The organism is Bradyrhizobium sp. USDA 4449 (genome assembly GCF_054056275.1).
In genome coordinates, this window is the sequence record NZ_JBSRYD010000001.1 from 6891347 (window position 1) to 6904050 (window position 12704).

General features: G+C 61.2%; 12 protein-coding genes and 1 pseudogene. All 13 read right to left on the bottom strand.

Going from position 1 to position 12704, the window contains the following annotated elements; all coding sequences use genetic code 11:
* Nucleotides 1-8: 8 nt before the first annotated feature.
* The gene (locus ACVIIW_RS32590) at nt 9-920 is read right to left on the bottom strand and encodes a type II secretion system F family protein (RefSeq protein ID WP_456704446.1); all 912 of its coding nucleotides are present in this window, start codon (nt 918-920) and stop codon (nt 9-11) included.
* Entirely contained in the window at nt 917-1846 is a 930-nt protein-coding gene (locus ACVIIW_RS32595) for a type II secretion system F family protein (protein WP_456704447.1), read from the bottom strand. The genes ACVIIW_RS32590 and ACVIIW_RS32595 overlap by 4 nt, the downstream gene beginning before the upstream one ends.
* On the bottom strand, nt 1843-3246 hold the full coding sequence (locus ACVIIW_RS32600) for a CpaF family protein (protein WP_456704448.1): 1404 nt from the start codon (nt 3244-3246) through the stop codon (nt 1843-1845). The genes ACVIIW_RS32595 and ACVIIW_RS32600 overlap by 4 nt, the downstream gene beginning before the upstream one ends.
* Nucleotides 3243-4448: an AAA family ATPase gene (locus tag ACVIIW_RS32605; RefSeq protein ID WP_456704449.1), complete on the bottom strand. Its 1206-nt coding sequence runs from the start codon at nt 4446-4448 to the stop codon at nt 3243-3245. Before ACVIIW_RS32605 ends, ACVIIW_RS32600 begins: the two co-directional genes overlap by 4 nt.
* 9 nt (nt 4449-4457) lie before the next feature.
* Nucleotides 4458-5366: a Flp pilus assembly protein CpaB gene (cpaB, locus tag ACVIIW_RS32610; protein WP_456704450.1), complete on the bottom strand. Its 909-nt coding sequence runs from the start codon at nt 5364-5366 to the stop codon at nt 4458-4460.
* A 1-nt stretch (nt 5367) separates the two neighbouring features.
* Nucleotides 5368-5883, bottom strand: coding sequence for an A24 family peptidase (locus ACVIIW_RS32615; RefSeq protein WP_456705326.1), 516 nt, complete (start codon nt 5881-5883; stop codon nt 5368-5370).
* Nucleotides 5884-5979: 96 nt separating this feature from the next.
* Nucleotides 5980-6189: a hypothetical protein gene (locus tag ACVIIW_RS32620; RefSeq protein WP_456704451.1), complete on the bottom strand. Its 210-nt coding sequence runs from the start codon at nt 6187-6189 to the stop codon at nt 5980-5982.
* Between the two features lie 86 nt (nt 6190-6275).
* Nucleotides 6276-6485, bottom strand: coding sequence for a hypothetical protein (locus ACVIIW_RS32625; protein WP_456704452.1), 210 nt, complete (start codon nt 6483-6485; stop codon nt 6276-6278).
* Between the two features lie 399 nt (nt 6486-6884).
* Nucleotides 6885-7773: pseudogene (locus tag ACVIIW_RS32630) on the bottom strand (branched-chain amino acid aminotransferase).
* A 172-nt stretch (nt 7774-7945) separates the two neighbouring features.
* The gene (metA, locus tag ACVIIW_RS32635) at nt 7946-9103 is read right to left on the bottom strand and encodes a homoserine O-succinyltransferase MetA (RefSeq protein ID WP_456704453.1); all 1158 of its coding nucleotides are present in this window, start codon (nt 9101-9103) and stop codon (nt 7946-7948) included.
* Nucleotides 9104-9130: 27 nt separating this feature from the next.
* Nucleotides 9131-10405 carry an O-acetylhomoserine aminocarboxypropyltransferase/cysteine synthase family protein gene (locus ACVIIW_RS32640; protein ID WP_456705327.1) on the bottom strand — a complete coding sequence of 425 codons (1275 nt, stop codon included), beginning with the start codon at nt 10403-10405 and terminating at the stop codon, nt 9131-9133.
* Nucleotides 10406-10461: 56 nt separating this feature from the next.
* A complete protein-coding gene (locus ACVIIW_RS32645; RefSeq protein ID WP_456704454.1) occupies nt 10462-11442 on the bottom strand; it encodes an amino acid--[acyl-carrier-protein] ligase in 981 nt (326 codons plus the stop codon).
* Between the two features lie 23 nt (nt 11443-11465).
* Nucleotides 11466-12692: an acyl-CoA dehydrogenase family protein gene (locus ACVIIW_RS32650; RefSeq protein ID WP_456704455.1), complete on the bottom strand. Its 1227-nt coding sequence runs from the start codon at nt 12690-12692 to the stop codon at nt 11466-11468.
* Nucleotides 12693-12704 lie beyond the last annotated feature (12 nt).

Sequence of the window (12704 nt, forward strand, 5' to 3'; positions counted from 1 at the left end):
CTCATGGCTTACTTCACCCCTATGCTGGAGAATGTACGCACGAGGTGCAGAAACGGACTTCCACCCAAGATGATGAACATGGCCGGAAGCATGAACAGCACCATCGGAATGGTCAGCTTGGCGCCGAGCTTGTGCGCCCGTTCTTCCAGCTTGGTGATACGTTCCCGCCGTAGATCGATTGCGATACTGCGCAGAGCCTGGCCCAGCGGCGTTCCGTATTGCAGGCTTTGGCTGACCATGGTGCCGAACCGGCGAAGCCCTTCCGACGTCGACCCCACTTTCTCGAACGCCTCGCTGCGATTTGGCAATATCCGGAGATCATCAAGAAGGCCGTACAAGACCCGGGCCATGGCAGGATCAGTCTGCTTCATTTCCTCCGCGACGCGTTCCAGCGCGCTTTCCAGGCCCATACCCGCCTCGCTACAGACGACCAGCAGGTCGATCATGTCAGGCGTGCCTCGCCGAATGCCGGCGTTAAAACGCCGCGTCAGGACCAAAAGGACCAACCGCGGCACCATGATTCCGAGCACCACGCCAATGAGGCTGAAGACCAACACATCGGTCAATGGCTTCCCAAGAAGCTGCGCACCGAGCAAGGCGACGATCGGGAACAGGAACATGCTGACGGTTTTGGCTCCGATCCAGATCGACAAGCTTCGATGAGGATTCAAGCCCGACGATTGAACGATGGTTCGGAGCTGATCCAGATTTTCCGCGGAGTAGAAGCGCCGATACCGCGCACCGAGCGACGAAAGCCACCCGGTGATGTCCTGCAGGGGCGCGGACCGGCCGGGGACGCCCAACACGGCATTCGACACCCGTACATTCAACGTACGAACGTGCAGTTCGTGGATGATCAACACGGAGGCCGCTGTCGCAAATGCTATGGCGAGAGCCACCACGCCGAGACCAAAAGTCATAGCGCTGTCTCCCGCCTGACCATCCAACGGATCACAAGGGACCCGATGATCACCGAGGCTGCGGCGTAAGCCAGCAGCCTGTTTCCGGTGGGATCATAGAGCAGCAGATCGACCGTTTCCGGATTGATCGCGTAGAGCAGCCCACCGACGATGACGGGCGACACTGACAGCGCGCGGGAAGAAAAGATCACCTCTCCAGCCAGAGCCTTCGCGCGCGCAGCGAGCGCAACGCGCTGCCTCACGGTATCTCCCAGTGTTTGCAGTGTTTCGGTCAAGCTGCCACCGGACTTCAACTGGACTGCAAGCGTGACTGCAAAGATCCCGTACTCCGTCACTTGGGTTCGCCGATAGACGGCTTCGATAGCCTCCTCTGGAGGTCTCCCCACGCTCACTTCGCTGCACACGATGGCAAACTGGCCGGCCGTCGGTTGCGGCATCTCGCGCGCGATGGTCCGAAAGGCTTCGGTCACGGGCAACCCGGATCGAACGGTACTGATCACCAGCTGGATCGCATCGGGCAGTTGCCGAAAAAGCTGGCTGGCGAGACGATGTCGCTGCCATCCGAACAGACCGCGCACCACCATGATCGCTACAATTGCCGCCACCGGATAGGCGTAGACGTATGAAAATTTCAGCAGGCTATTGGCGTAAAGGATTGCCACTGCCGCTATCAGACCGGCAAATAGCACATAAGCGGGGTGGAACGCGTAAGCTATCCCGGGCTTGTAACTGACCGTGCGGAAGAGGAAGTCCCAGCGGGATCCGGTCCCCGACCGGCGAATGGAAGGCAGGTTCGCCGGATCTGAAGCCGGCAGCGCGATCGCCACCTGACGATCGATGCGCCGTTGTCGTGCGTCGAGCCACAGCGTCACGATTGCTGCGCATACCAGGAGCACCAGATCACCGGTCGTCAAAAACTCCATCATGACAGCTGCCTCATAGCCTCGGCCCAGGCTCGATCAAGCCCATAGTAGGTCAGACGGCTCTTGAACTTCGGGACTGCGGGGGTGGACCTGTAGGTGCCCGATAACCGCCCGTGAACATCTTCGTGTTCGTACTCGAACGCGGCGATGTCGTTGGTCGTGATCACGTCACCCTCGAGCCCGATCACCTCGCAAATCTGGATGACGCGACGCTGCCCATCCCGCATGCGTTCGACTTGCACGATGATATCCAGCGCAGCGACGATCTGAGACCTGATCGCCCGCAGCGGCAGATTTGGCTGTCCCATCTGCACCATGTTTTCGATGCGGGTCATTGCATCACGGGCGCTATTGGCGTGCACCGTGGAGATCGAACCGTCATGGCCGGTGTTCATCGCTTGCAGCATGTCGAACGCTTCAGCGCCGCGGACCTCGCCCACGACGATCCGGTCAGGACGCATGCGCAGCGCATTCCACACCAGATCGCGTTGCGTCACCTGCCCGGTGCCCTCAAGGCTCGGAGGCCGGGTCTCGAGGCTGATCACATGGGGCTGTTGAAGCTGCAGTTCCGCTGCATCCTCGACGGTCACAATGCGCTCACTGTGATCGATGAACTGGCTCATGGCGTTGAGCAGCGTCGTCTTGCCGGAACCCGTACCACCCGAGACCAGAACATTGAGCCGGGATCGGGCGGCGATCTCCAACAATTGTCCGATGGGCGCGGTCATTGACCCGTTTGCGATCATCCCGGCCGTATCCAGGCGGCGGCTCGGAAATTTTCGGATCGAAATGCAGGGACTATGAATCGCCAGCGGCGGGAAGATGATGTTGACGCGGCTGCCGTCCGGCAGACGGCAGTCTACCATCGGACTGGATTCGTCAATTCGACGCCCGACTTGCCCCGCAATTTTCTGCGCCACCGATGCGATGTGATCATTGTCGCGGAATCGCACCGCGATCCGTTCGAGCTTGCCGTTTCGCTCGACGTAGACATTACTCGGTCCGTTGACCATGATGTCGTTGATCGTTTGATCCAGCAGAAGCGGACGGAGAGGCCCGTAACCGGTCATGTCGTCCGCAATCTCGTCCGCCAATTGCAACTGTTCGCGGCCTGACAGTTCCAGCCGATCCTCGTTGGCGATGCCGTGAATGATTTCCTCAATCTGCCGCCGAAGCACATCGCGCGAGACAGTCGCGGCCACCGACGGCTCGATCTGCTCGATGACCCTTTCACGCAGCGAAGCTGGCATCACGGGCCCCTGGCTAGCGGGCTCTTCGTGCCTTGCAGATGCAGGCAAGCTTGGCGGAGATGCCGGTAAGCTCGGCATTGCCGCAGGCAAACCTGCCGTTAATGCAGGCAAACGAGCGGGCGTATCGTCTTCTCGCCTACCAAACTTTTTCATAGCCGAAGCAGCCTCCTCAGCCATCCCCGCTGCCCAGCGCCCACACCCGTGATCTCCCGGACGATCGGGGCGAGGTGACGTCGCAGTCCTGATACATGCTTGAGAGCCGGAATTCCGAGATTCACGGCCTGGGTCATCCCCTTGCCGAGATCCGGAATCACCATGTCTGGTTCAGCGCCCAAGGCCTTGATGACCGTGGCTTTGGGAAGGCCGCCGGGTCGGCCGGCGCGGTTGAGCAAGGTAAAGACCCGATCCTTGCCGGCGATGTTGGTGACGGCGTTGCGTAGCGCATGGGCATTGCGAAGTCCGGTGACTTCGGCCTCCAGCAACACTAGCACGTGACGAGAGAGAGTGATCACCGGATGGATCGATGGCGGAAACGGCACTGGCACATCGACAACGATGTAATTGAAGCGCTGGCGGAGCAAACCGAGCACATGCCTCACCCCCGCTTCGGTAATATTCAGCTGCGCATCCAGATCCTCATCGGCGGAAATCAGGCAAACCCGCTCGTTGACCTCAATTGCCGCGCGTTCGAGGAACAGCGTGTCCGCCCGCATCGGGTTTTCGAGCGCGATGCGCAGCCCTGGCCCGGGCTGAACGCCCAGCATCACTGCCGTTTCGCCGCCCTGGAGATGCAGGTCGAGCAGCGCGACCTTGGCCTTGGTGGTTTCGGCCAATTGCAGTGCTAGATTGATGGCGATACTCGTTGCTCCGGCGCCCCCTTGCGCACCGCAGATCGAGATCACGTGCCCGCCACGATCGGTCGGACCGGGCGCCACATCGCCAAGCAGCTTGGGGCGGAGCTGGTCCAGCACCATATCGCGCGTCAGCGGCCTCGGCAGATACTCCGTCAGGCCGATTTCCATCAGCTCGCGGTAGAAGGTGATCTCCCTGCTCTCCCCGATCAGAGCCACCCGAACGTCGGGTGGGCAGACGCCGGCCAATCTTTCCAGCTCGGTAAATGGATCGTCGATCCCGCTGATATCAGTCACCAACGCAAACAGTTCGGTGTCGGTTTCGAGCATTCGTATGGCATTGCGGATGTTGCCACGCCGGATCGACAAGTTGCTGCCTTCGAGGCCTTTGCGCAGAGCGGCTGCACTGAGCTCGTCATTGACGAAGCAGACGATGCGGTTGCGCGTGACAACGGACGCTGCTTCTTCAGGCGGACTGACTACTGCTATGTTGGCGATCACCATTGCCTCCCCTTACCGACGTGACGATACGGCCGACGCGACCGACGTTGACGTAGCACTTGCCGCCGACGCATCACCAGTCAGCGCCGTGCGCGTGTCACCTGCACCGTCTCTCCTGACCGAGTATTTCGTGCCGCTGTTGCGCGCATAAACCACCACGGTCGTGTCCGTATCCCCTACGTCCTGTTGATCGACCGCCGACCGTACGGCCAGGGAGAGCTTTCCGAGCTGTACTGCCACTGTGACTTTCTTGACCTGCTCTGGCGCGAGCTGCAACGATACCGTGTGCGCGACCTTACCGGCCGTGGCGTTGCTGGCTGAGCCACCTTGCACAATCTCCTGGTCAATCGCGACAACTCGAACGTTTTGAGCAACGGTTTCGCTAAGCGTGCCATGCTGGTGATCCGGGCTCTGCTTTTCGCCCGCTGTCGTCGACTCCTGGGTCAACACAACATCCACATAGTCACCCGGCCAGATCAGGCCCGAGACACCAGACGCCGCGTCGACGTTGATGCTGACAGCACGGCTATCCGGTGCCAGGACGCTGGCGAGAAAACCCCGCTCGCGCGGGCGCAATACGTCTTTTGACGTGACGGGACTGGCAGTATCGAGGAAATTGCGCACCAAAGATCCGCGAAGTCCGATCTTTGCGTCCGGCGTATCAAGGATCGCGCCTGCTGGAACACGTTCCGGCGACGCCGAGCGCACCTCGAAATCCTCATCGCGGGCCAGAGTCCCTCTCGGCAGCGGGTGTGCGGCCACATAATAGCCGATAGTGGGAGGCGCCGGCGGCGGAGCCTTCTCGGTGACCTGTGCGACCGGGACCTCTTTCGGCAGGTTCATGCTATAGGCGATAAGGCCGAGCGCTACGGTCGCGAGCACAAACACCATGATGATCGAGAGGCGCAAAGCGGATGACATGTTAAAGTCCTTTGCTGAAGATGGTCCAGACACCACCGCACGCTATGGCAACCCCGTAAGGCAGCGGTGCGTGTCGCAAATGGCGCCAACGTTCGATCGCGTAGACGCGGCGTGCGAACGACGATCCGGCGGGCGCCAGTCTGGGATATGGCAGGAGGCGCATCACCAGATGCACCATTGCAAGAACACCACCGGTCAGCGCGGTGATGATCAACAACTGAATCACGCCTGTAAGCGGGAGGCCGATCGCCAAAGCGACCAGCAGCTTGACATCGCCACCACCAATCAGTCCCCGCTGGTAGATCATGAACAGCAGCAGGAACAAGATCGCCGCAGCGATCAGGGATTCGAGGATTTGCATCGGACTGTCCAGTTGACCGACGATCCCGAGGAGCGCCAGCACCAGACAGATGTCATTTCTGATCAAGCGAGTCGCGACATCAATCGTTGCGACATACAGCAACAGCAGGATTTCGAACGATGAGGTTATGGGAACGATCCAGCTCACGAAATGCAGCCTCAACAAAAGCGAGTGCAAATCAAAAATTTGGTCACGCGTGAGAAGAAGCGGAGGGGCACATTTCGATGCCCGCTCCGGCGTCAGATGCCTGCACTACACCGCTGCAGTGAAAGCAGCGGCGATGGTGGTGATGCCATTCGACAACGCCGTCGCGATAGCTCCACCTGCTCCGGTACCGAACGCCGCGGACACTGCGCCGATGATGCAAGCGGCGACGATGATGTACTCGAACGACACCACGCCGTCCTGATCCGTGCGCAGGTTCTTCAAGGCTTCGGTGGTCTTGATGTAATGGTTCAACATAGGAGAACGTCCTTCTCGCAAGATGCACGGCCACGACTAACCCCAAGCGGGAGGCATATTCCGATGCCCCCCTCCAGGAGCCGTATTTATACGGCCGCGGTGAAGGCCGCGGTGATAGCGGTGATCCCGCCAGACAGTGCCTTGCCGATCGCACCGCCAGCGCCGGTACCGAACGCTGCAGACACTGCCCCGATGATGCAGGCCGCGACGATGATGTACTCGAACGACACCACGCCGTCCTGGTCGGTGCGAAGACGCTTCAAGGCTTCCGTGGTCTTGATGTAGTACTTCAACATTTGAAAATCCCTTCTTTGAAGATGAATTTGCACATCGACGGCAGAGAAAAAGCCGGTGTCGACGTTTGCGTTTATAATCCGGGGTTCCTCAGGACAGCTGTGATTTCCAGGAGTAGCCCGAAATTGCCGAACATTGCCGCACCCGCTGTTTTGTGCGGTTTGCGCCGAAGCTCTTGTGGTCGTCGCGGTTCGCTCAAACCGGAGTAAGCGCTTCACGCAATGGCGCAAACTTCGTTGCGAGGAGGTCGCAGCGCATGACGAATGAAGATTGCAAATGCTCTTGGACGCGCGCGTCGGCTGCCATTAACTACAGGCAGAGAACGATCCTTTCACCGTAAACATACGGAGCGCTGCAAGGCAGCGTCGAGCAGCTGAAAGCGGCACAGGTGGACGACGCGCTCACGCCGCAAGCTTCATCCCGTGCGCGAAATCCCAATAGAGCTTTCGTGCGCGCGCATAAAAGCGCCCGGGCATGAGTTGGCGATCGTCGATCCGGATCACGGGCGCGACCTTGGCGAAATTGCCGGTGGAAAAAATCTCGTCTGCAGTGACGAAATCGGAATAGCGCAGCGTCGCCTCCAACACCGTGACGCCGTCGTTACGCAAGAGTTCGATCACGCGCTGCCGCGTGATTCCGTTCAGGAACGTGCCGTTCGGCGCCGGCGTATAGACGACGCCATCTTTGGCCATGAATACGTTGGAATTGCCAAACTCGGCGACGTTACCCAGCATGTCCAGCATCAGGCAATTTTGGAAGCCGCGCGAGGCGGCCTCGATGAGCGCGCGGGAGCAGTTCGGGTAGAGGCAGGAGGCCTTGGCACCAACAGGCGCGGATTCGGCGGTTGGTCTGCGGAACGGCGACAGCGTGATCGCGCTGCCGACCGGCTTGGGGATCGGCGCTTCGTAGATGCAAAGGCACCAGTCCGTCGTTTCCGGGTCGAACAGCACGCCGCCCCCGACGCCGTTCTGCGGCCAGTACATCGGGCGGATGTAGAGCTCGGCATCGGACGGGAAGCGCGCGATACCTTCACGCGCCAGTCCGAGCCACGTAGCGAGGTCGACGACGGGTTTGAGGCCGAAGTAGACCGCGGACTGATTGACGCGGGCGCAATGACGATCGAGATCGGGTGTCACGCCTTCGAAGGCGCGCCCGCCATCGAAGATGGTCGAACCGAGCCAGAGCCCGTGGGTGCGCGGTCCCATGATCGGGCACGTTGCCTTCGTGCCACTGGCCTTGAAAGAATGTCCATGTTCGTGAATGGCTGACGGACGTCGTGTTGGAAGCCATGACAAAACCTCCATCCTGGGATGGTCCGCAGATCGCCGGCTCGGAATCCGACAGATCCGGCAAGCCGGGGGCAATGCGGACCCTTGAAGTGTTTACGGCGTTCCCTGTAGAGCTCGACCAGGGCCTTCATGCGTCCGTTGGCGTCGGGAGCGACGGATCATGGCTCGACCCCTCACTCATGACGTCCAAGCCGTTTGCTGGTCATCAGGTTGGACGAGCGCGCCAGGCGAGCAGATCGGGCGGCAGCCAACTTGCGTCCATGGCGACGCGCCGGACTCCCGGTTGCAGAGAGAGCTGCTTCTCGCGCTCCCAACGGCTTTGATCGTCCCGCTCGGTGCGAGACCAGGTACAGTAACCAGTTGCGGTATAGGCGCTTGGCCGGCAGATGCCAGACGTTGATCAGGTCCTTGGCCACTGGATCGACCGGAAAGTCGGCGAAAAGCTCTGGGTGTCTGTCGGAAAGGGCTTTCTGTCGGAAGGCGATCTGTATCTCTTCCGCTTCATCGCTGAAGTAACCCTTCGGTATCGTCGGACAGACGTCATTCTCTTCCCGGAGGAAGCGCCCCATATCTCTCCTATATTCGCCCAACAGGCTCTGGGTTTCGTATTCCGGGTGACCCTGGAAATGAACGAAAAGGCTATTCCTCTGCTGCTTGACGAAGCAGTCGACCCCGGCCTCGGCCGACCAGGTGAGAACCGAATATCCGCTGTTCGCGAGATCCCCCTCCTCCACCTCGTTCCACCGGGCATGCGGTATTCTGAATGTCTTCGGCACATCCTGCAGCAACGGATGATGTCTCGTCTTTGTTTGAGCGAAGACACCGAAACATTTATTGGGCAGCTTGTGACGCGCAACGCCGTCCATGTGCAGGACGGCCGCATGCACGGCCAGGCAGGAAAACACCGACGACACGGTATTCTCCGCGGCCCAGTCGGCGATCGCTGCGAACGTCGCCCAATATGGCTCTTCCGTCAGGCTGGCGGCCCTGGGTTCCGCGCCGGTGACGATCACGCCATCGAGGCGCCTGTTCAGCAGATCGTCGATGCCACGATAGTATCGCCGCACGTAATCGCGGCCCCATTCCGAACGGGGGGTCGCCGCCATCGTATAGAAATGCAGCCTGACGAAAAGCCGTCCGGCCGCCGCATTGATGAGATCGAACAGCTGGCGCTCGGTCGACATCAAGGCAGCATCCGACATGTTGTTGATGACCGCGATGTCGAGGCACTCCACCCGGTTTCCCGGTAATGCCGTCGCATAGGGGCCTGCACTCGGCGCTCGCGAGAAGAGGTGATGTTCGTGCGAATCGATGTCGATCAAGACAGTCATGCGAATGCCTTCATGGTTCACGACACATCAATTCGCAGCACAGAGGGCCTGATCGAGATCCGCGATGATGTCGTCGATGTGCTCGATTCCGACGCTGAGCCTGATCATCTCCGGCCGCACGCCGGCTTTGTCCTGTTCTCCGGGCGACATTTGCCGGTGCGTCGTCGACGCGGGATGACAGGCGAGTGTTTTCGCGTCGCCGATATTGACCAGCCGCTTGCTGAGCTTCAGCGCGTCGTAAAACCGCTTGCCCGCCTCGAAGCCTCCAGCCACGCCAAAGGTCAGCAACGAGCACGCCAGGCCACCTAGATACTTCTGCGTCAGTGCGTGATAGGGGCTGTCGTGAAAGCCCGCATAGTTCACCCACGCGACTCGGCGGTCCTCTCGCAAGAACCTCGCGACCTTTTCGCCGTTTTCGACGTGCCGCTCGACGCGGAGCGCGACTGTCTCAATGCCCTGGAGCAGAAGGAAAGCGTTCATCGGCGCCAGGACGGCGCCGGTGGTCCGCTGGGAGACGGCGCGGCAACGCGCAATGTAGGCGGCGGCCCCGTAGCGCTCGGTGAAAACCAGCCCGTGGTAGGATTTCTCCGGCTCGTTCATCATCGGGAAGCGCCGGCGGTGCTCCGCCCATGGGAACCTGCCGCTGTCGATGATAATTCCACCGAGCGTGGTGCCGTGCCCGCCCATGAATTTCGTCAGCGACTCCACGACGATATCTGCGCCATACTCGATTGGCCGGAGCAGAATCGGTGTCGGCACCGTGTTGTCGACGATCAGCGGGACGCCGTACTTGTGCGCGACTCCGGCCATCGCTTCAATGTCGCAGACGTTTCCGGCCGGATTCCCGACGCTTTCGCAGAACACCGCCCTCGTATCGTCGTCGATCAGTCTTTCTACGCTCTCGGGCCGGTCATCCTCCGAAAACCTCACCGCAATGCCCTGCCTCGGCAGGATGTGCGCGAACAACGTATGCGTGGTGCCGTACAGCTGCGGGACCGAGACGATATTGGTGCCCATCTCCGCGATGTTGACCACCGCATAGTTCACCGCGGCCTGACCACAGGCCACGCTGAGGGCCTCGATGCCTCCTTCCAGGGCGGCAACTCGCCTCTCCAGCACGGCGTTGGTCGGATTGCCGATCCTGGTGTAGCGGAATCCGTCCGCTTCGAGATTGAAGAGCGCGGCTCCATGGTCGGCACTGTCGAATGCATACGAGGCCGTCTGGTAGATCGGCACGGCGACGGCCTTCGTTGCCGGATCATTTTCGAAGCCGCCGTGGACGGCGAGAGTCTCTCTTCTCATGAAGGCTTGCCCTTCGGCCTTTCCCTGCCGGGCCAGCTCCCGACTTCCGTCGCGCATCAGAGCTCCCCGGACACCGAAGGTCCCCCGCGGCGGGTCTGCGCGAATCCCAGAAGGTCCCGCACCGCGATCGGCCACTGGGCAACGTCTTTACCGTGCGTATGGAACATGGCGACGGCGAGACGGTCCATTCCGAAGGCCACGCAGGCGGTGTGGGCCGGCTCGGAGGCTGCATCGACAATGCCCCAAGCGGTGCCGAAATGATCTCGGTGGTAGTTGAAGCTCATGCATGCGGTCGGTCGCTGCTCGGAGCGTAGCGGCACCAGCAACTCGAACTTCAGCGACTGCTGCTTTTGGCTCACCGCCATCATCTGACCGACACGGCCGAAGAAGGGGTCGTTCGCATAGTCGACCTTGAAGGTCAGTCCGAGATCCCGGGCGATCTCCTGGGCGCGTATCATCCAGCGCTCCCGGAACGACGAGACATGATCGGGGCTGCCGATACAGACGAATTCGCGCATTCTGAAGGACTGCAGCCGGTCGAGATGGCGGGAGGGCTCGCGACGGAAACAATCGGCCGCCACGTCGAAACTCCAGCCGCCAGCCGGCACCGGACCTCGGCTCGCCGCGATCGGATAGACCGGGTAGCAGGCGGCCGGCGACAGAACGAGATCGGCCGCTGACAGCGACGCGGTCCAGTCGCCGCCGGCATCGAAGCGGTTGAGCACCGCGTCGATCTCGCTTGCCGTGCCGTGCAAACCGCAGACGCAGCCGAGGAGGTTGGGAAAGCTCTTCAGATAGCCCGACCTTTCGAGCTGGGCACGGTTCATGACGGGGGGGAAGCGCATCACCTCAGTGTTCTGGTCTCGATTCCGCGAGATCACCGCCCCAATTCGCTCCACGACATCTTCATAGAGCGCGGTGCGGCCATAGACGCCGGGGGATCCCATCTCATGGAACAGCGTGTCAGCGAGATGGTCCAACGGATCGGCGGGAGACGGAGTGGAGTCCGCTGGTGCTTCGACAATGCTCAGGTTCATCAGTCCATTCCTTTGGGAGAAATTCAATCGCGCAGGGCCTCCGGGACGCTGCTCATCAGCGTGGCGGTGCCGATGCTGGCGAGGATGCGATCGTTGTTGATCATGATCGGGGCGGACAGCACGTCGCGCAGGTGGCGGCCGATACTTACGTCGGTGTCGTTGCGGTAACCGGACAGGCCGCAGGCGCGCATTGCGTGCATAACGGCGGCGACGGCGAGCTCGGACGCCTCCACCTTGAGAAGATTGATCGAGGACTGGAAGTCGACGGACGACAGCGCGCGCTCGTCCCGTTCGCGAGATTCATAGAACTGGAGATTCGCAGTGATGACGGCGCGCAGTTTCGTCAGTGTCATTTTGGCGGCGGTGAAATGCGCCGCCCCGGGAGGCATATTGCCGCCCGCCCCGCGGGCGGCCTTGCGGATGAAGAGCTGCGCTCGATCCACCGCCGCAGCCGCGATGCCCGCCCAGACCGAGGACCAGCACAGGTGGGCGACGGGTGTCATCGTCTGCGCATGAATCCTGTCGTATGGCACGGGGAATATCCGGTCGGCGGCGCCCCTGAAATTCAACTTGAACCCGGCGCTGCAGGTTCCGCGCATGCCAAGCGTCTCCCATGCGAGAGTGGGCTCCAGCGTATAGTCGTCGCGGGTGATGGCGAGCAGCACCTGATCGGATCCGGCTGAGGAGTCGGAGCGGCGCGCAACAGTGACGATGCCGTCCGCCTCGGCCCCGTACGAAATCACCGTCGCGTCGCGCACCAGCGAAATCTCGGTATCAGCGCGCTCAACTGCGGCCGAGCTGAAGCGTATGTTTCCGCCGTTCTGGCCTTCCGTGGTCGATGATGCCAGCAGCAGCTGTTCGGCAGCCACACGGCGCATGAGGCTTTCATGCCAGCCGCTGCCCGCGCCGTGGCGGACCAGGCACGCGATCTTGGTCTGATGCATCGCGAAGATCATCCCGGCGGAGGCGCACGCACGGCCGAGCCCGTAACACATATCGGCCACCTCGGAGATAGACGCACCGTCCCCACCGAACTCGATCGGTATCTGAGCGCCGAGAAGTCTCTCCCTGCGCGCCGCATCGATCGCCTTCCGCGGGAAGCGCGCCTCGCGATCGACCGCCTCGGCCTCCGTCGCAGCGACCTCTGCGACATTCGCGAGCCGTTCTCCGAACGAGGAACTGTCGGGACAGAAAGCTGCTCGGCCGACTTCCGTTGCGAAATCGCGACGCTTGACCTCCTGCACACTCATGCGCCAAAGCCT